Origin of the sequence: Coprococcus sp. AF16-5 (assembly GCF_003479365.1) — a bacterium.
Classification (GTDB): domain Bacteria; phylum Bacillota; class Clostridia; order Lachnospirales; family Lachnospiraceae; genus Coprococcus; species Coprococcus aceti.
Genome location: NZ_QUGZ01000006.1, coordinates 109,577 through 130,314 on the forward strand (window position 1 = coordinate 109,577; position 20,738 = coordinate 130,314).

Sequence of the window (20,738 nt, forward strand, 5' to 3'; positions counted from 1 at the left end):
ATGATAAGACTCAGAAGACTTCGTGGCAGCGAGGCCATCAGAAATATGGTTAGAGAGAACCGGGTTAACAAGGAGGATCTTGTATATCCGATGTTTGTGGCGGAGGGCACAGGGATCAAGAATCCGGTAGACTCCATGCCGGGAATATACCAGTATTCACTCGACACATTTGAGGAGGAGCTTCGCAGAGTGGCGGACGCTGGAATCAGCGCGGTTCTCCTGTTCGGCATACCGGCTCACAAGGATGAGGTGGGCAGCAGTGCGTACGACGACCAGGGAATCATGCAGAAAGCGGTCAGGAGGATAAAAGAGCTGTATCCGGACATGATAGTCATAGCGGACATTTGTCTGTGCGAGTACACATCACACGGTCACTGCGGAATTATCCATGACGGCAAGATACTCAACGATGAGACTCTTCCATATCTGGGCAAGATGGCTGTATCACTTGCAAAGGCTGGCGCAGACATGGTGGCTCCGTCGGATATGATGGATGGACACACCGCATACATCAGAAAGGCACTTGACGACAACGGGCTGACGGATGTACTGATCATGGGTTACAGTGCGAAATTTGCATCTGGTTACTACGCACCATTTCGCGATGCGGCACATTCTGCACCACAGTTTGGAGACAGAAGGACATACCAGATGGATCCCGCAAATGGCAGGGAGGCTCTGAGAGAGTGCGAGGCGGATATCGCCGAGGGAGCAGACATAATCATGGTCAAGCCGGCACTTGCTTATCTGGATGTAGTCAAGGATGTGAGAAAACACACGGACTATCCGATAGCGGTGTACAATGTCAGCGGCGAATACTCCATGGTCAAGGCAGCTGCGGCAAATGGCTGGATAGACGAGAAGAGGATCGTCATGGAGAACATGACAGCCATGAAGAGAGCCGGCGCAGGGATCATCATAACCTATCACGCTATAGACGTGGCACACTGGCTTGATGAGGAGAATGCGACATCAACACTTAAAAGAAGATAGAGCTGAGTAGGACAATAGTTTCTATGTATAACGAGACGTTTTTATCTATTTGGAATATAAAATAGAAAAAGATATAATATTGTATCTAAACGGCTAAAATAACATAGCTTTGCGAAAAACAAAATGAAACAAAGAAAAAAGTCACACAGGACGATAAATTATAGAAAGAAGAATGGCAATGACAAATTCACAGGATCTATTTGAGAAATCACAGAAGGTAATTCCGGGCGGCGTCAATTCACCGGTCAGGGCATTTGGCTCGGTGGGACGGACACCTGTATTTATGAAGAAAGCAAAAGGTTCACATATATTTGACGAGGATGGCAATTCCTACGTGGATTATGTTTGTTCCTGGGGCCCGGGAATTCTGGGGCATGCCGATGACAGAGTCATAGATGCGGTGAAGGCGGCTTGTGATGACGGACTTACATTTGGCGCACCGACAAGGAAAGAGCTCGAGATCGCAGAGCTGATAAATGAGCTCATGCCGTCAATGGAGCTGACACGAATGGTCAACTCGGGAACAGAGGCAGTGATGAGTGCGCTCAGAGTGGCGAGAGGATTTACAGGCAGAGACAAGATTGTAAAGTTCCGCGGCTGCTATCACGGACACAGTGATGGACTTCTGGTCAAGGCAGGCTCGGCGGCACTTACACAGTCAGTTCCGGACAGCCTGGGAGTTCCAAAGTCGTATACACAGCATACACTCATAGCAGAGTATAACAACGAGGACAGCGTAAAGAAGTTATTTGAGGCGGAGGGCAAAGACATTGCCGCAATCGTGGTCGAGCCGGTTGCCGCAAATATGGGAGTTGTCCCACCGCATGATGGATTCCTTCAGTTCCTCAGGGACATAACAAATGAGTACGGCGCACTTCTTATATTTGATGAGGTCATCACAGGTTTCAGACTCAGCCTTGGCGGTGCCCAGGAATACTTCGGGGTAAAGCCTGATCTCACAACACTTGGCAAGATAGTCGGAGGCGGAATGCCGGTGGGAGCATACGGCGGACGCCGCGATGTCATGAGCATGGTGGCACCACTTGGCGGAGTATACCAGGCGGGAACCCTGTCGGGCAATCCTATAGCCATGACAGCGGGACTTACAACGCTCCGTATACTCCAGCAGGAAAAGGATACAATATATCCGGCGATAGAAAAGAGCACAAGGCAGATAGCCGACACAGTCAGAAGCACATTTGGCGACACAGTCCATGTCAACCAGATAGGCTCACTGATGAGCGTATTCTTCACAGATCAGGAAGTAGTGGATATGGACACGTCAATATCCAGCGACACCGCAAGGTATGCAAAGTATTTCTCATACATGCTGGACAACGGAATCTACCTTGCTCCATCACAGTTCGAGGCAATGTTCGTATCTTACGCACACAGCAAGGAAGACGTATCCAAAACCTGTGAGCTGATAAAGAAATACAAAGAGAACTAGAGAGACTTAGTAGGTCAGAAGATGTCTCATTAAAAAGGAATTTATATTCCTATATTGTAGAAATAATTAGATAAGTATTAAAAGAGTGGTTTGGAAATAACATAATAAAACTAACGGTTATCGAAGAGTAAGCTGTCATGTTTATGTGATGCTCCAAAGGCGGGTAGCACATAGACGACGGAAGCTTGTCGCTCCTTGCTGAGCGGGAGCCCCCTTGCCCTTATAGGGGGGCGGGAGCGAATGTAGTCAGGAGCTAAGACAAGGTGACAGAGTCGTGCGTAGCCTTGGAGCATCACATAAACATTACAGCGACCTTCTTCGACAAGGAGGAAATATGAGAGATTTGGTTATTGTGGGCAGCGGCCCTGCGGGTCTGTCCGCCGCAGTCTACGCCAAGAGGGCGATGATGGACGTGGTGGTACTGGAGAAGGAAGCATTCTCCGGCGGGCAGATCGTGAATACAGAGCAGGTGGACAACTACCTCGGGCTGCCGGGCATAAGCGGCTTTGACATGGGTATGAAGTTCAGAGAACACGCGGATACATTTGGCGTGGAGTTTGATGACAGAGAGGTGACAGCCATCGAGGATCACGGCGATCACAAGAAGGTCAGCCTGGAGGATGGCAGCAGCATAGAGACAAAGGCGGTTCTGATAGCCACAGGCGCAAAGCACAGAAAGCTTGGCGTTCCCGGTGAGGAGGAATTCACAGGGGCAGGAGTTTCTTACTGTGCCACATGTGATGGAGCGTTCTTTAGGAACAAAGAAGTCGCAGTTGTGGGCGGAGGTAATATAGCTCTTGAGGATGCCCTGTATCTGTCAAAGATGTGCAGCAAGGTACATCTGATCCACAGAAGAGATGAGTTCAGAGGCGAGAAAATACTCGGAGCGCAGGTGCTTGAGACTGAGAATATAGAATTCCACCCATTTGCGCAGGTGACAGAGATAGGCGGAACACCGGGCAAGCTGGAGCTCAAGGTTGCTGTGAAGACACCGACAGCAGCGGATGGACAGGTCAATCGCGATTTCACACTTCCGGTAGCCGGTGTATTTATAGCAATAGGAACAAGCCCTATCACAGACTTCCTCGGTGACGTTGTGGAGCTTGATGACGCTGGTTACGTTGCAGCAGGCGAGACCGGACAGACCAGCACACAGGGAATATTTGCCGCGGGAGATGTGAGGACCAAGGCGGTGCGCCAGGTGGCGACAGCAGTCGGAGACGGTGCAGCAGTTATCCATTATGTAGAGGAATACCTGAATGGGTTAAAAAATAAGGATAACTGAAACAGCTGATCGGCATATATGATTAACGATATAGAAACATACTCAAAAAAATAAATAGAATAATTGGGAAGCAATTGGCATGGAGATAAAGCATGGAATGTAAATGCATACCTGTTTTCTCCCTGCCAAAAAAAATAAAACTAATTCATAGTAATTCTATAGGTAAAATATAACAATGAACAGGAGGCGGAAAAATGTTAATATCATCAAAGGGGCAATATGCATTGAGACTCATGGTAGATATATCGATAAACAGTGGCAGCACGGTTACTGTCAAAGCCGTAGCCAGAAGATGTGGATTGTCTGACAAATATCTTGAGCAGGTTACATCTTCTCTGCTAAAGGCAGGATATTTAAGGAGCGTGAGAGGCCCGAGGGGCGGTTACAGTCTGAACATGCCAGCGGAGGAGATCACGGTTGGGATGGTGTTAAGGGCGATTGAGGGCAGGATATCACCGATCGATAATCGAGTTGATGAGGATGGCGACACCAACATGGTTATGAACGATGTCATCGGAGAGGTGTGGGATGACCTTGAGACTGCCATCAACAATATCCTTGATAACAAAACCATCGCCGATCTTACCCGGGAGTACAGTGACCGAATCGGATACATGTACTCAATATAAATCAGGGACGGAGGGGCAATAAGATTTCAGTTGAAAAAAAACTTATTTTGTATATAGTTGTAGTGGGATATATATCATATTAGGAGAATAAGAGATGTTAACACAGTTTTCGAGAACAGAGCTGCTATTTGGCAAGGAAGCCATGGACAAGCTGGCAGGCTCTAAGGTAGCGGTATTTGGAATAGGCGGAGTTGGCGGCTATGTATGCGAGGCGCTGGTTAGAAGCGGCGTCGGAGCATTTGACCTGATAGATGACGACAAGGTGTGTCTGACCAATCTCAACAGACAGATCATAGCGACCAGAAGTACAGTTGGTAGGTACAAGACCGATGTTATGAGGGACAGGATGCTTGACATCAATCCAAATGTGGAGGTTGAGGTACACAAATGTTTCTTCCTTCCGGAAAATGCGGATGACTTTCCTTGGGACAGCTACGACTACGTAGTCGATGCGGTGGACACCGTGACAGCCAAGATCGCTCTTGTCATGAAGTGCAAGGAGAAGAATATCCCAATCATCAGCAGCATGGGTGCGGGAAACAAGCTTGACGGAAGCCAGTTCAAGGTTGCAGATATATACAAGACAAAGGTGTGTCCGCTTGCGAAGGTCATGAGAAGGGAGCTGAAGAAGAGGGGCGTCAAGAAACTCAAGGTCGTATACTCGGAAGAGATTCCGACAAGGCCGATCGAAGATATGGCGATAAGCTGCAGAAACAACTGCATTTGTCCTCCGGGTGCAGAACACAAATGTACAGAGCGCAGAGACATCCCAGGCAGCGTGGCATTTGTGCCATCAGTCGCAGGGCTTATCATAGCCGGTGAGGTGGCAAAGGATCTCATCAGGGTATAAAAAAGAAGACGCTGAGAAATCAGCGCCTTCTCCATAAAAATACCAAAGTTCCAAGCAGAACAGCACCACCATAGATGAATGGTGCATTTTTGTCGCTGTTCATAGTTCTTTCCGTATAAGATACGGATGGATTATTCGGGTTGTAATATATTGCGATGGACGACATGGAGTTGTAATTTGTTATACCGCGGACGGAAAGAAAACCATTGTGCAATACTCCGGACTGGTCGCGGTATTCATAGTTGATATGGGTTCTTTTACTGAATCTTCTGACAGATGTGATATCGGCGGATGTTCTGGTATAGTCCCGCTCGATACGGCATGCCTTACCCCGTATGGAAAGGCCGATGACCACAGCTATGATGAATGATGCTATTGGAATAATGTAAGTCGTATAAGGTAATAGTCTGAAAAAAATACTGATAGAATCCCCCGATGTTAAAATCATAATGTACCCCCTGAAATTGTTGTTTCCCCAAAATATCAGACATGAGATCCCTATTTACATGTCGGACTTGTATGTGTAGATTATAATATAAAGAAGACTGGTTGAGAATCCCTTAATTTAAGAGGATAAGTCTGTTAATATAGCAAATTTCAGGTAATAAATATATTACTGTTTGCACTGCCACTCATGGTGGTCATAAGCTCAGTCATATTCGCATTTGCCAGAAGTGATAACATGGTGATAATAGGCCAATAATATAATAGAGAATATACAAAAGGAAGATGAACGAGATGGATAATAAAGAAGAAAAGAAGATTATAAGACAGGAGTTTCTGACAGGTGAGAGAGCTCTTTTCATGGGAAAAAATCTCGATATATATGATACGATATTTGACGACGGCGAGTCTCCGCTTAAGGAGAGCCGCGGCATAAATCTGTACGGCAGCGTGTTCAAATGGAAGTATCCACTGTGGTACAGCAAGAACATTGTTGCGGAGGATTGTCACTGGTTTGAGATGGCGAGAGCCGGAGTGTGGTACACTGATAATAGCGCGGTGAGGCGTGCACTCATCCAGGCGCCAAAGAATTTCCGCAGATGTAAAGGTCTGGAGCTTACGGATGTGACATTCACCCATGCTGAGGAGACCCTTTGGAGCTGCGATGACGTGACCATAGATCATGTGACAGCAAAGGGCGACTATTTTGCCATGAACAGCAATAATATGAAGATAGACGACCTGAAGCTTGACGGCAACTATTCATTTGACGGATGCAGGAATGTGGAGATAAGAAACTCCAATCTGCTTTCAAAGGATGCATTCTGGAATACCGAGAACGTGACCGTATATGATTCATTCATATCGGGCGAGTATCTTGGCTGGAACGCAAAGAACCTCACCCTGGTGAGCTGCACCATCGAGAGCCTTCAGGGCATGTGCTACATTGACAACCTTGTGATGAAGAACTGCAAGCTCATCAACACAACACTTGCATTTGAATATTCAACAGTGGATGCCGACATCTGCAGCAAGATAGACAGTGTCATGAACCCGACATCAGGAACCATCAAAGCCCAGCACATTGACAACCTGATAATAGAAAAAGACAAAGTAGATCCGTCAAAGACGAAAATAATAGTACAGGACTAAACGAGTTTAAGATTTTGTGATATATCATAACGTAAATGAGATTCCGCGGCTGCTGTGGTGAAACGAGTTGGCACATATAGAGTGCTCAATCGGTAGTGAAGTCGACTGAGCATTGCTGCTTCTTGCCGGAGCGGCGCAAGCAACGCCCTTATCGCTTGCAGAGCGCAGTGCAGATAGAAGCAAAGCAAGGCGAGGGAAGACGAACGTGATGGAGTACTCTATATGTGCCAGCCGTTTGCCACAGCAGCCGCGGAATCTCTCCATGAAGTGGAGGGACAAACATGAAGTTTGATTTTGACAAGGTTATAGACAGACGCGGCACAGGCTCCCTGAAATGGGACGTGCCGGAAAATGAACTGCCAATGTGGGTGGCAGATATGGATTTCCAGACGGCTCCGTGCATCAGGAAGGCACTGTCAGCCCGGGTGGAGCACGGAATATTCGGATATTCCATCATCCCAGATGAGTGGGCAGATGCCTACGTGAACTGGTGGGGCAGCAGACACGGATTTGCGATAGACAGGGATTGGCTGGTGTTCTGCTCCGGAGTCATTCCAGCCATATCAACGGCGGTGAGAAAGCTCACCACACCCGCAGAGAATGTTGTAGTGCAGACCCCTGTCTACAATATTTTCTTCAATTCTATATACAACAATGGGCGAAATATATTGGAGAGTCCTCTGAAATACGACGGCGAGGGATATGCCATGGACTTTGAGGATCTTGAGGCAAAGCTTGCAGATCCACAGACCAGCCTCATGATACTCTGCAATCCACAGAATCCTGCGGGGAAGATCTGGGATAAGGAGACACTTGCCCATGTGGGAGAGCTCTGCGCAAAGTATGGTGTGACGGTCATCTCGGATGAGATACACTGCGATCTCACCGATCCTGACAAGGAGTATGTGCCATTTGCCACGGCATCGGACACATGCAGGGATATAAGTGTGACCTGTATTGCGCCGACAAAGACCTTCAACATAGCCGGAATACAGACTGCGGCCATAGTGGTTCCGGATAAATTCCTGAGACACAAGATGTGGAGAGGTCTGAACACAGACGAGGTAGCCGAGCCAAATGCATTTGCGGTGGATGCGGCGATAGCAGCATTTACACAAGGCGGAGAGTGGCTGGACAGTCTCAGGCAGTATCTGTATGAGAACAAGCAGTATGTGAGAAAATTTGTATCTGAGAATATCCCTGACATGAAGGTGGTGTACTCGGAGGCAACATACCTTCTCTGGCTTGACTGCAGTAAGATAACTGACAACGCAAAACAGCTTTCAGCATTCATCAGGAAGAACACAGGGCTCTATATGTCGCCGGGACTTTCGTACGGCAAGAACGGAAAAGCATTTATCAGACTTAACATTGCATGTCCAAGATCAACCGTGGAAGACGGTATGAGGAGACTTGCCAAGGGTGTCAGTGATTTTGAAAAAGGAGATATAGATGAGTAGCAGTGAAAACTTGCTGAAGGACATGATATCTGGAAAGTCCATGACCGCATCCCAGCAGATAGGACTTACGGTCAGGCTCAGCATCCCGGCGATCCTTGCCCAGATCTCGTCCATTGTCATGCAGTACATCGATGCATCCATGGTGGGGCGTCTTGGTGCAAATGCATCGGGAGCCATCGGACTTGTCTCGTCCACGACATGGCTGTTTGGCGGGCTATGCATTGCGGTGACTACAGGATTTACTGTGCAGATAGCCCAGGCTGTGGGGGCCGGTGAGGATAAATCTGCCAGAAATATCATGAAACAGGGACTCATAATAGCCCTGTGCATAAGCGTCATACTCGCACTCATTGCAGCAGTGATAAGCACACCGCTTCCGAGCTGGCTCGGCGGTGAAGCTGCTATACAGAAGATGGCAAGCCAGTATTTCCTTGTGTATATGCTGGGACTTCCCGCTCTGCAGATGAACAGCATAGCGGGCGGCATGCACCAGAGCTCCGGAAATATGAGACTACCAGGCATACTGAATGTCATGTGCTGTGTGATGGATGTGATTTTTAATTTGTTCTTTATATTTCCGACAAGAATTGTAAATTTAAGTATTCCGTTTTTATCCAGCGTAAGGCTGGTTGGTTCTCAGATGGCAGGAACGGTTCAGGCAGGAGCCTTTGGTTCCCATTTGTCAACACTTGTGCAGTCTGAAACCTCGATGAATGGACTGACATTTACCATGCCGGGACTTGACCTTGGCGTTGCAGGTGCGGCGCTCGGAACCATCACGGCTGAGGCTGTCACCTGTGCCATCATGGTCACAGCACTTCTTTGGAAGAACAAGACACTTCACTTAAGAAAGGGCGAACACTTAAGATTTCACAGGGATATACTTGTCAAAGCGGTAAAGATAGGAGCGCCGGTGGGGCTTGAGCAGATGGTCATGTGCTCGGCGTACGTCATGTCTACAAAGATCGTGTCACCGCTCGGAACGATAGCCATCGCAGCCAACTCATTTGCAGTTACTGCGGAGAGCTTCTGCTACATGCCGGGCTACGGAGTACAGGCGGCATCAACCACACTTGTGGGACAATGCGTGGGAGCCGGACAAAAACAGTTGTCCAGGAGGATGGCATGGATTACAATGGGATTAGGTGTGTCGGTTATGACCGTTGGCGGAGTTCTCATGTACATAGCAGCTCCGGCCATGATAGGTGTGCTGACACCGAACGAGGAGATAAGAAATCTAGGTGCGGCTGTGCTGAGGATAGAAGCATTTGCCGAGCCATTTTACGCTGCATCCATAGTTGCATCGGGGGCACTCAGGGGAGCCGGGGACACTCTGGTCCCAAGCTGCATGAACTTTGCAAGTATGTGGTGTGTGCGGATACCGCTTGCAGCTATACTTGCACCGAGGGTGGGGCTCTATGGTGTATGGATCGCCATGTGCGTGGAGCTCTGTTTCAGGGGAATCCTGTTCACCACAAGGCTTAAACGGGAAAGATGGATGCGGGTGTTTGAAGAAAAATAAAATATGATGTTTTATAATTGCAAGGTATGATTAAACTTGCAATAAAACACCATTAAACAGGGAGGAAAATATGCCAGTATTTGATTTCAGCGGAAGTGACAACAAGAATAAGAACATAGTTACATATGAGACGTTCCAGTCTTCGGAGTCTACAGCAACAGCGGAGAAGCCGATCATGATCCTTGAGAACACGACCAGGAAGTGGGCTCACCACTCCAGCGGAAAGTTCACCAATCCGATCAAAAGGACAGCATTTGAATTTGACGAGGTGGACGGAGTTCAGTCCGCCGACATAATGAAGATAGATGCGAGATTTGTAAGCCTTCTCAAATGGCTCGGCGAAAATCACATCAACGTCCGTCTGTCGGGAGAGAACAGACCGGAGGGCTACGCAGTGTACAAGATAAGGGAGACTGAGTTTGGCGGCGGATCAAAGCTCTCGGCAAATGATGGATTCCTGCAGTTTATGATAGAGAGACTTCTTGCCAGCGATGCCCCTTCGGAGGAAGAGAAATCCGAGGAGGAAGAAGAGGAGGAGGCACTTGGCGATGACATGAAGCTCACAAGCATGCAGAGTATCATTGACTTCATGCACTGCGCCGGAAGAACACTTCCTGACAATATAAGACTGTGGGCCAGAAGAAATCTTGCGGTTGCGAGATCCAGCGAGGTATCCCCGGAGGAGAGACGCCACGCGCAGAGAGCACTTTCCATGGCGATGAACATCAGGTGGAAGAGCAATTATTTTGAGGCGATAGATCCCGATGAGGCGAGAAGAATACTGGACGAAGAACTCTACGGAATGGAGAAGGTTAAGCAGAGGATTATCGAGACCATCATCCAGATCAACCGTACACATACCCTTCCTGCATACGGACTTCTGCTCTGCGGACCTGCCGGAACAGGAAAGTCACAGATAGCCTACGCAGTTGCGAGAATACTGAGACTTCCATGGACGACCCTTGACATGAGTTCGATCAATGACCCGGAGCAGCTGACAGGAAGCTCAAGAGTATATTCAAATGCCAAGCCGGGAATCATCATGGAAGCATTTTCACAGGCGGGCGAGTCCAATCTTGTATTCATCATCAATGAGCTGGACAAGGCAAACTCTGGCAAGGGCAACGGCAATCCTGCGGATGTACTGCTGACACTGCTGGACAACCTGGGATTTACCGACAACTACATGGAGTGCATGATCCCGACAAACGGTGTATACCCTATAGCAACGGCAAATGACAAGGAGAACATCAGCAAGCCTATCATGTCGAGATTTGCTGTCATAGACATACCGGATTACACCCCGGATGAGAAGAAGGAGATATTCAACAAATTTGTCCTGCCGAAGGTGCTCAAGCGCATCGGACTTGAAGGGAGCGAGTGCATCATCCTTCCAGACGGCGTGGATGCTGTCATCAAGAAGTGCGACGGCGTGACCGGAATCAGAGATATAGAGCAGGCTGCAGAGCACATAGTTGCACATGCGCTTTACCAGATCGAGGTAAATCACGTTCAGAGCGTGACATTTGACGGAGCTATGATAGAGGAGCTTTTGAGCTGATTATCGTCATATTACACAATTTACATTACGGAAAGTATTATGGTATACTCTTCTTATGAAACAAGTTTCATGGACTACAGTCTGAAATTCATAAGGAGAGTATATTTATATATGGCAAGTATAAGAGACGTTGCGAAGGAGGCGGGGGTCGCCATCTGCACGGTGTCGAGACTTATCAACGGCACGGCAAATGTTGAACCTGAGACTCAGAAGAAGATAGAAGATGCGATGAAGAAACTGGATTATGTTCCAAATGAGCTTGCGCGAGGCATGTTCAAGGGCAGATCAAACTCCATTGCGATGTTGGTTCCAAATATCCAGCACCCATGGTTTTCATCACTGGCATCGGAGATAGAAAAGATACTTTATGAGAAGAAATACAAGTTTATGCTTTTTTCAACATCCGATGACAAGCAGAGGGAGAAGGAGTGTTTCAAGCTGTTAAAGTCCAACATCGTGGATGGGATCATATGCGGAACGTCGGCATGTACGGCGAAGGAATACCAGAAGATAGATAAGCCGATGGTCATGCTGGATTATAAGGTTGGCAGCAAATTTCCTGTCGTAGTGTCGGATCACAAGATGGGCGGACAGCTTGCTGCCCAGGAATTTATAAACAGTGGATGCAAATATGTCATCCACATATCAGGAATCAAGGTAGATAAGAATATCATGTCATTTGAGTGCCATGAGGAACTAGATAGAGTCCTTGCCGAGAATGGGATAAAATCCAGACGAGTTCCAATACAGTGGAACGACTTTGATTTTCATGGATATTTTGAGATGGCAAAATGCATACTGGAGGAGTATCCTGACGTGGACGGAATATTTGCCGCAGACATGCCGGCGATAGCATTCCTTAAGGCGGCACTTGCCATAGGCAAAAAGATTCCTGATGACCTGGCGATCGTGGCATACGACGGAACGTACATAACCAACGCCAGCACGACAAGGCTCACATCGATACATCAGCCGTACAAGGAGATCGCCCAGGAGGCAGTACGCCAGCTTATGGAGATGATCGACGGACCGGAGGAGGAAGATGATGCCGAAGGACAGGTTGAAAGTGCAACCGCAGATCAGATCGACAGCGCAAAAGAGAGAAACACACATATAGACGGAAATCTTATACTACTTCCGGTGAGCGTAGAAAAAGGCGATACAACTTTATAGTATGATTACGAAAAGAAGTTCATGAAGAGAAAATGAGGTGCCACTCAAAAATCATGAACTTCTTTTTTGTGTGGGTACAAAACATAAAAAACTTACTAAGAGCACAAAATACAAAAATCTATAAATCCCCTATTGACGAAACATGTTTCATATGATAATCTTAATGCAAATGAAACATGTTTCATTTAAGCGCTTATGAAATGTGTTTTATCGGAACAATATGAATGATAGCGAGAATTAACAAGAGGGAAAATTCAAAGCAAGAAAAGGAGAAAAGGTTATGAGAGCAAAGAAATTAGTAGCATGTGCACTTTCAGCAGCAATGATGCTGGGACTTGCATCCATGACAGGATGTGGTTCAGCAAAGAAGGATTACGATCTGTATATTTACAACACAAAGTCCGAGATCGCAGACAGTATCCAGGATCTGTGCAAGGATTATGAGACAGAGACAGGAGTTAAGGTTAAGGTTTACACATGTGGTACACAGGAGACCATGGAGACACTCAGATCTGAGATGAATTCCAAGAACTATCCTACACTGTACGCGATAAATCAGGCACAGTTCACAGAGTGGAACGAGGGCGGATTTGTACTTCCATCAACATCAGTAAAGAATGAGGAGTTAAAGTCAATCTACGATTCAATTCCAGAGAGCATGCAGCTCGCAGATGAGAGCGGAGCAAGCTGCGGAATCCCTTACAACGTAGAGGGTTACGGACTTATCGCAGATACGCAGATGATATGTGATGTATTTGGACTTGACAGCGCAGACGCATTTGTCGCTGATTACAGAAGTGCCAATTATGAAGAGTTCACAGGCATGATCAAGGCAATCGATGATTACATAAACGGCAAGGGTGGTGAGAAGGTTACACTTTCAGGCAATGCATACACCACGGCAAAGGACAAGACAGCCACAACAGAGAACATGAACGGAGTATTTGCAATCGCAGGCGCAGAGAAGTGGACATATGCAAACCACTATACAAACTACGCACTGAATGCAGTATTCCCTAACTACAATGCAACGGCAGCAGCTACAAATGAAGATGTTGATAAGCTTGAGGAGCCACTTGTAAAGATGGTTCAGGAGCTTGACATGCTTTCAAGCTACACAGCAGGACCAAGCGGCAAGGTAGAGCGTGGATCAGAGTACATCAACTCAACAGTGACAGGATATGATCAGGCAGTTCAGACATTTGCCGAGGGTAAGGCAATGTTCATCAAGCAGGGTAACTGGGTATACGGAACCATCGCAGGTGTGGATGCAGACAAGGCATCAAGACTTACGATGCTCCCAATGAAGGTCAACCTTGAGCAGAGTGACATCTCAGCTGAGGGCGTTACAGTTGACAAGATGAACAGCTCAATCCCTGAGTTCGTTTCACAGTATTACGTTATCAACAAGAAGGATTCAGAAGAGGAGCAGAAGGCCGCTGAGGACTTCCTTGTATGGCTCTACACATCAGATACAGGAAAAGATTACATCACAAACAAATTCGCATTTGTCCCATTCAACGCAGACGAGAGCGAGAAGCTTGAGAATCCGCTCAGCAATTCACTTGTATACTATATGAGCAATGACCTTGTGATGGGCAATGACTTCGATGCTTTCCCTGAGTCATGGGGACTCAACACCATCGGTGCAACTATTCAGGAGCAGTTGTTTACAAATCCTGATCAGTGGGATGAAAACACTATAAGAACAGGTGTGGAAGATGCACTGACAAAGTGGAAGGACAGCATCAAAGAGTAGTAGTTTAAGATATGTCAGATTCCCGATGGGAATCTGACAGGCAGCACCAGCCTTGACCGAGGAGATGCCCATGTGGCGAAGCCACATCTTAAAATGGCATCGACGACCTATCGCATTGCGAAGCAATGCGATCATACAACGAAGGCAAATTTTGCATGGCTGGTGCTAAATGTAGGAAAGGAAAAACTATGAAAAGATTTTACAAAAGAAAATTCTGGTTTATGGTTCTGCCTTCTATAGTGTTGTTTCTGCTGGTTATCATAGTTCCTTTTATAGAGGGTGTGATCTACTCCTTCACTGAGTGGAGAGGTTCATACTTCGTAGGTGGGGAGCACTGGTGGAACGCACTGGTGGGACTTAAGAATTATACAAGCATATTCAAGTCAAAGGATTTCCTTCAGTCACTTGGATACACGGCCATATATGCTGTACTTGCAGTAATAGCACAGAATGTTGTCAGTCTTCTTCTGGCACTCATGATCAAGAAGCTCACCAAGGGCAAGGGACTTTTCAGAACGGTACTGTTCCTTCCGTATGTACTTGGAATGCTTGCCATGGGTTATGTATGGCGTTTCATATTTGAAAATGTATTTTCACAGACACTGTTTGGAACAGATGGCGTGGTACATGTAGAGGTGCTCAACAACATGCTTCAGAATCAGTGGAAGGCACTTCTGGCATATGCCATTGTCGGAGTATGGCAGGTTGCAGGTTACTACCTGATAATCTACCTCAACGGACTCAACAATATTTCTGAGGATATTTATGAGGCTGCCAGAATAGATGGAGCCACAGGCTGGACAAGCTTCAGGAAGATCACACTTCCGCTTCTCATGCCTTCATTTACGATAGTTCTCTTCATGTCACTGGCAAACAGCTTCAAGATGCTCGACCTCAATGTTTCACTGACAGAGGGCAATTTCGGAACGACCATGATATCCTACATGATACTGAAAACAGTAAGAGAGAGTTCACCTCCGGCATATGGAGAGGCGCAGGCACAGGCAGTTATATTCTTCGTTATCATTGCAGTTATATCTATAGCTCAGGTAATGATCACTAAGAGAAAGGAGATCGAATCATAATGGGAGTAAAAGGCAAGATCAAAAGAGCAATCATAGTGGTTATACTCGCTGTATTGGCAATCGTGACCATATTCCCGATATGGTTCCTGATCGTCAATTCATTCAAGGGACAGCAGGAGATAGTATCATCTCCAATAGCTCTCCCGAAGTCGTGGAATCTGGACTATCTGAAGAATGCAGCTGAGCAGATAAATCTCGGCAGCAGCCTGCTTCAGACAGTACTCATAACAGTTGCAGCTGTGGCACTTATCGTGTTCATATCTTCATTTGCCGCATGGGCAATTGCCAGAACAGATTCCAAAGTGGCAAATATACTCTTCATCGCGTACACAGCAGCCATGCTCATACCTTTCCAGTCAGTTATGTACCCATTGGTATCACTTATGGACAAGCTGGGACTCAAGAACACACCGGGTCTGATCCTCATGTACGGAGGCTTTGGAATCAGTATGTCGGTTCTGCTGTACAGAGGATTCATCAAGAGTATTCCGCTGTCACTTGAGGAGGCAGCCATGCTCGATGGAGCAAATATATTCCAGATATACAGATATGTGGTCATGCCGCTCTTAAAGCCGACGACCATGACAGTTGTCATCACAAATGCAGTGTGGATATGGAACGATTACCTTCTTCCATTCCTCGTAATAGGAAATAACGACAAAAAGACGCTCACGCTGAGCTTATATTATGCAAAGAGTCTGTCAGGACAGTACGGAAATCCATGGGAGCTCATCTTCCCTGCAGTACTTCTCTGTATCATCCCTATTGTGATCATATTCATCATTCTTCAGAAGAATATCATCGAGGGAATTTCAGCCGGAGCTGTGAAAGGATAAACATAAAATATGGACAAAAAATGGTGGAAAGAGGCGGTATTTTACCAGATATACCCTAGAAGCTTCTATGATAGCAACGGAGACGGCATAGGAGATCTGAAGGGGATAACCGAGAAATTGCCGTACCTCAAAGAACTTGGCGTGACCGCTGTGTGGATATGTCCATTCTTCAAGTCGCCTATGAAGGACAACGGATATGACATATCGGATTACTATGATGTGAATCCTGAGTTTGGAACCATAGAGGATGCGGATGAACTTATAAGATGTGCAAATGAAAATGGCATCAAGATCATCATGGACATGGTCATCAATCACACATCAGACCAGCACAGATGGTTCCAGGAGGCGTGCCGGGACAGACACAGCAAATACAGAAATTACTATATATTTAAGGACAACATAGATGGACTTGCAGATCTCAGATCTAATTTCGGTGGAAGCACATGGACACAGATTGAGGATGGCAGCTGGTATTTCCATTCATTTGCGAAGGAGCAGCCGGATCTCAACTGGGAATGTGAGGAGATGAGACAGGAGCTCTACGACATGATGAACTGGTGGCTCGACAAGGGAGTTGCCGGATTCCGAATGGATGCCATCACATTTATCAAGAAAGACCTCTCATTCCCGCCTATGCCGTCAGACGGCGAGGACGGCAGATGCGATGTTGGCAAATGCTGCCTCAACAGGCCGGGAATAGATGAGTTCCTTCACGAGTTAAAGCTTAACACATATGGCAGAGGAGACTTTGTGACTGTCGCAGAGACTCCTGGAGTTCCAAGTAAGGATTTGGACAAATACATTGGAAGAGATGGACATTTCTCCATGATATTTGACTTCAGCTACACAGACATAGATATCAATCCGGGCGATCTCTGGCTGCACCAGAGAGACTGGACGATAGAGGAGTTCAAGGACAAGCTGTTCACCAATCAGAGACTCGTGAAAAAGATTGGATGGGCGGCGAATTACCTGGAAAACCACGATCAGCCTAGAAGTATAGGCAAATACTTCCCAGCCGGTGATATACCTGAATACAGGACACAGATGGCAAAGGCGCTTGGCGCGTTGTTCTTCTTCCTGAAGGGTACGCCATTTGTATATCAGGGACAGGAGCTTGGAATGATCAACACTCATTTTGACAATATAGATGAGCTCGACGATATCAATTCCAAGGGACAGTATGCGAGATGCCTTGAAGCCGGATACAGTGAGACTGAGGCGATGGAATCCGTAAATATAAGGAGCCGCGACCAGTCAAGACTTCCAATGCAGTGGAACAGCGAAAAAAACTTTGGATTTTCAGCGCATGAGCCATGGCTGGCATGCAACAATCAGTGTGACCTCCAGACGGTGGAGCTTGAGAGCGCTGATAAGGGTTCTGTGCTTAACTTTTATAAGGCGATGATACAGCTCAGAAATCACTCGGAGTACACACAGACTCTCATCTACGGAGACCTGGAGGATGTGGAGACGGATAATGCAGGAATCATAGTGTACAGGCGCAAGCCGGTTCAGATTGAGTGTGCATGTGGAACTGGAGCAAATGCAGAAAGCACAGACAGATCGGTATATGTTGTTGTCAACATGACCGGTGGGGATGTGGGCTATGCAATTCCTGAGACTGCGGATGTGCTTATGGGTAATTATGCGGATTACGATGGTACGCTCAGACCTTATGAGACTGTGGTGTACGCGGTGTAGGCCGGAGCTGGCAGAAAAAGCCTGAATATTGGTGGAGACTGATTGAAAATTACAGTTGGTCTGGTATCAGTATTCAGGCTTTTTTTATTGTCTGTATACTTTTGGGATACATTGCTCAAATCTATAGACAAAGTGAATGGATCATTAAATGCAAGATATGTCTTAATGTTCAAAGCGTATTCACAGTTCAGAATAATCCCCCAACTTAACCATTATCGGTACCATATTTGGTCAACTTTTTTCCATATAAAATCTAATTCCCAGATATTAAAATAACTGTATTAAAAGCAGTCAGACATGAGATTTTAGAGCAGAGGGTGCGCAGTGCACAGGCGTAACGGAGGTTGTCTGCTCAGACAAATAAATGGAGAAAAGGAGTCACACTTATGGGTATTATTTTTCACGAAGAAACAAAGACATTTCACATTACAAATGGCGAGATAAGCTACATCATGACAGTGCTCCCCAATGGACATCTGGGAAATCTGTACTATGGTAAGGCGATAAGGGACAGAGAGGATTTCTCACATCTGTTGGAGCTTGTCCAGAGACCTATGTTCCAGTATGTATATGACGACGACAGGTTGTTCTCACTTGAGTCGGTGAAGCAGGAGCTTCCTGTATACGGAACCACAGATTACAGGACGCCGATGGTGGAAGTCCTTCAGTCAAATGGCAGCAGGATATCAGATTTTGTGTATGTATCACATGAGGTAAATGAGGGCAAGCCAAAGCTTGAGGCATTGCCGGCAACATACACAGAGAATGATGATGAGGCAGAGACATTGATCGTCACATTGAAGGATTCACTCACAGGCATAAAGGCGAGAATGCTCTATACGATATGGAGCGACAGACCAGTCATAGCAAAGAGTGTGGAGTATGTAAATGAAGGCACAGAGGCGGTACATCTCACCACTGCTTACAGTATGTGTCTGGATCTCCCTGATCCTGATTATCAGTGGATGCAGCTCTCAGGCGCATGGGCAAGGGAGCGCCACATAATAACAAGGGATCTCGAGCAGGGCGTACAGTCGATAGGCAGTAATCGTGGTCATTCATCCCATGAGCACAATCCGTTCATCGCATTGAAGAGAGAGACAACGGACGAGAACCAGGGAGAGGCGATTGGAATAAGCCTTGTATACAGCGGCAATTTTAAGATACAGGCAGAGGTTGACACGAGAAATACAGCCCGCATTCTTGCCGGAATAAATCCGGATACATTTGACTGGAAGCTCGATGCAGGTGAGCATTTCCAGACTCCTGAGGCAGTCATCGTATACTCAGATCAGGGACTCAACAAGATGAGCCAGACCTTCCACAAGCTGTATCAGAAGAGACTTGCAAGAGGCGAGTGGAGAGACAAGCCAAGGCCGATCCTCATCAACAACTGGGAGGCTACATATTTTGATTTTACCAGAGAGAAGCTCATAGCCATCGCCCAGAAGGCAAAGGAGTGCGGAGTTGAGCTGTTCGTTCTTGACGATGGCTGGTTTGGAGCAAGAACTACAGACCATGCAGGTCTTGGAGACTGGGTGGCAAATCCAGACAGACTCCCGGAGGGAATCACAGGAATTGCAGAGGATATAGAGAAGGTAGGATTGAAGTTCGGACTGTGGTTCGAGCCTGAGATGACAAATAAAGACTCAGACCTCTACAGAGAGCACCCAGACTGGATACTTTCAGTTCCGGGAAGACATGACTCACACGGAAGATTCCAGTATGTTCTGGATTTCTCCAGAAAAGAGGTCGTTGACAGAATATATGAGATGATGGCAAAGATACTCAGCACGGCAAAGGTGTCATATGTGAAGTGGGATATGAACAGAAGTATCACCGAGTGCTATAGTGCGGCTCTTCCGGCTGACAGACAGGGCGAGGTGTTTCACAGATACATACTTGGTGTGTACGATTTGTATGAGAGACTCACAAGCACATTTCCACATGTACTCTTTGAATCATGTGCCAGCGGCGGCGGACGTTTTGATCCGGGCATTCTCTACTATGCGCCACAGGGCTGGACAAGTGATGACACGGATGCCATAGAGAGAGTCAAGATCCAGTATGGAACATCCATGTGTTACCCGATCAGCAGTATGGGAAGCCACGTTTCGGTTGTGCCAAATCATCAGACAAGACGTGAGACTCCGCTTAAGACCCGTGCAAATGCTGCATATTTTGGAACATTTGGATATGAGCTGGATCTGAACAAGCTCACAGCCGAGGAGATAGATGAGGTCAAGAAGCAGGTCAAGTTCATGAAGGCATACCGTGAGGTGATCCAGTACGGAACATTCTACAGGCTTGCAAGTCCATTTGACGATGAGGAGTGCGGCTGGATGGTCGTATCAGACGATAAGAAGACCGCCATCGTTGCGTGGTTCAGAACACTCTACACACCGAACAAATGCTTCACCAGAATGAAGCTCCACGGCCTTGATCCTGATGCGTTATATAGCTGCAATGTGCTCGGAGGACAGGCACTCACAGTGAGCAAGACACCGGATGGAAAGCTGATATATGAGAAAGTGTCAGAAGACAAAGGAGAGGATTCTGCAGTCAATGTCATCGCAGGCCCATCATGCTATGGCGATGAGCTGATGAACCTCGGACTCATCACCAGCGACACATCGGCGGGAGAGATAGTCGGAGAGGATATGCCTTGCGGAGACTATGATTCCAGACTCTATGTGCTCAAGGCAGAGTAAGCGGGTTTGCGAAAAGATTTTCCTGCTTTTTCGGGCAGAAAAAGAAAAAAGACAGTATATCCGAGTCAAAAAACTAAGATAATAAATTCCAAATAACCGCACTCGTGGTCTATAATTGAAA

General features: G+C 46.8%; 16 protein-coding genes. 15 read left to right on the forward strand and 1 reads right to left on the reverse strand.

What is annotated here, in order from left to right; genetic code table 11:
• The 5 genes from hemB (at nt 1) to DWW70_RS13230 (ending at nt 5,207) form a co-directional block, all read left to right on the forward strand.
• Nucleotides 1-993, forward strand: coding sequence for a porphobilinogen synthase (hemB, locus tag DWW70_RS13210; RefSeq protein WP_117875209.1), 993 nt, complete (start codon nt 1-3; stop codon nt 991-993).
• 172 nt (nt 994-1,165) lie between these two features.
• Nucleotides 1,166-2,443 (forward strand): glutamate-1-semialdehyde 2,1-aminomutase, encoded by a 1,278-nt coding sequence (gene hemL / locus DWW70_RS13215; RefSeq protein WP_118650020.1) that lies wholly within the window; start codon nt 1,166-1,168, stop codon nt 2,441-2,443.
• 334 nt (nt 2,444-2,777) lie between these two features.
• Nucleotides 2,778-3,728 (forward strand): NAD(P)/FAD-dependent oxidoreductase, encoded by a 951-nt coding sequence (locus DWW70_RS13220; RefSeq protein WP_118650021.1) that lies wholly within the window; start codon nt 2,778-2,780, stop codon nt 3,726-3,728.
• A gap of 194 nt (nt 3,729-3,922) precedes the next feature.
• A complete protein-coding gene (locus tag DWW70_RS13225; RefSeq protein WP_118650022.1) occupies nt 3,923-4,357 on the forward strand; it encodes an RrF2 family transcriptional regulator in 435 nt (144 codons plus the stop codon).
• Between the two features lie 94 nt (nt 4,358-4,451).
• Entirely contained in the window at nt 4,452-5,207 is a 756-nt protein-coding gene (locus DWW70_RS13230; RefSeq protein WP_118650023.1) for a tRNA threonylcarbamoyladenosine dehydratase, read from the forward strand.
• A gap of 19 nt (nt 5,208-5,226) precedes the next feature.
• On the opposite strand, the gene DWW70_RS13235 is transcribed toward DWW70_RS13230, so the two are convergent.
• A complete protein-coding gene (locus tag DWW70_RS13235; protein WP_015534741.1) occupies nt 5,227-5,655 on the reverse strand; it encodes a DUF3592 domain-containing protein in 429 nt (142 codons plus the stop codon).
• A 290-nt stretch (nt 5,656-5,945) separates the two neighbouring features.
• Here DWW70_RS13235 and DWW70_RS13240 point away from each other — a divergent pair, with 290 nt between their 5' ends.
• From DWW70_RS13240 to DWW70_RS13285, 10 genes are all read left to right on the forward strand, one after another.
• The gene (locus DWW70_RS13240) at nt 5,946-6,803 is read left to right on the forward strand and encodes a DUF3737 family protein (RefSeq protein WP_118650024.1); all 858 of its coding nucleotides are present in this window, start codon (nt 5,946-5,948) and stop codon (nt 6,801-6,803) included.
• Nucleotides 6,804-7,084: 281 nt separating this feature from the next.
• Nucleotides 7,085-8,263 carry a MalY/PatB family protein gene (locus tag DWW70_RS13245; protein ID WP_118650025.1) on the forward strand — a complete coding sequence of 393 codons (1,179 nt, stop codon included), beginning with the start codon at nt 7,085-7,087 and terminating at the stop codon, nt 8,261-8,263.
• Complete coding sequence (locus tag DWW70_RS13250) at nt 8,256-9,785, forward strand: MATE family efflux transporter (RefSeq protein ID WP_118650026.1); 1,530 nt, start codon at nt 8,256-8,258, stop codon at nt 9,783-9,785. Before DWW70_RS13245 ends, DWW70_RS13250 begins: the two co-directional genes overlap by 8 nt.
• A 70-nt stretch (nt 9,786-9,855) precedes the next feature.
• A complete protein-coding gene (locus DWW70_RS13255) occupies nt 9,856-11,346 on the forward strand; it encodes an AAA family ATPase (RefSeq protein ID WP_118650027.1) in 1,491 nt (496 codons plus the stop codon).
• A gap of 111 nt (nt 11,347-11,457) precedes the next feature.
• Nucleotides 11,458-12,519, forward strand: coding sequence for a LacI family DNA-binding transcriptional regulator (locus DWW70_RS13260; protein WP_055145491.1), 1,062 nt, complete (start codon nt 11,458-11,460; stop codon nt 12,517-12,519).
• A gap of 280 nt (nt 12,520-12,799) precedes the next feature.
• Nucleotides 12,800-14,278 (forward strand): ABC transporter substrate-binding protein, encoded by a 1,479-nt coding sequence (locus DWW70_RS13265; RefSeq protein ID WP_055145494.1) that lies wholly within the window; start codon nt 12,800-12,802, stop codon nt 14,276-14,278.
• Between the two features lie 188 nt (nt 14,279-14,466).
• The gene (locus DWW70_RS13270; RefSeq protein WP_044998090.1) at nt 14,467-15,363 is read left to right on the forward strand and encodes a carbohydrate ABC transporter permease; all 897 of its coding nucleotides are present in this window, start codon (nt 14,467-14,469) and stop codon (nt 15,361-15,363) included.
• The gene (locus DWW70_RS13275) at nt 15,363-16,199 is read left to right on the forward strand and encodes a carbohydrate ABC transporter permease (RefSeq protein ID WP_118650028.1); all 837 of its coding nucleotides are present in this window, start codon (nt 15,363-15,365) and stop codon (nt 16,197-16,199) included. The genes DWW70_RS13270 and DWW70_RS13275 overlap by 1 nt, the downstream gene beginning before the upstream one ends.
• 9 nt (nt 16,200-16,208) lie before the next feature.
• Entirely contained in the window at nt 16,209-17,906 is a 1,698-nt protein-coding gene (locus DWW70_RS13280; protein WP_118650029.1) for an alpha-glucosidase, read from the forward strand.
• 386 nt (nt 17,907-18,292) lie between these two features.
• Nucleotides 18,293-20,617 (forward strand): alpha-galactosidase, encoded by a 2,325-nt coding sequence (locus tag DWW70_RS13285; RefSeq protein ID WP_118650030.1) that lies wholly within the window; start codon nt 18,293-18,295, stop codon nt 20,615-20,617.
• The last annotated feature ends 121 nt before the right edge of the window (nt 20,618-20,738 follow it).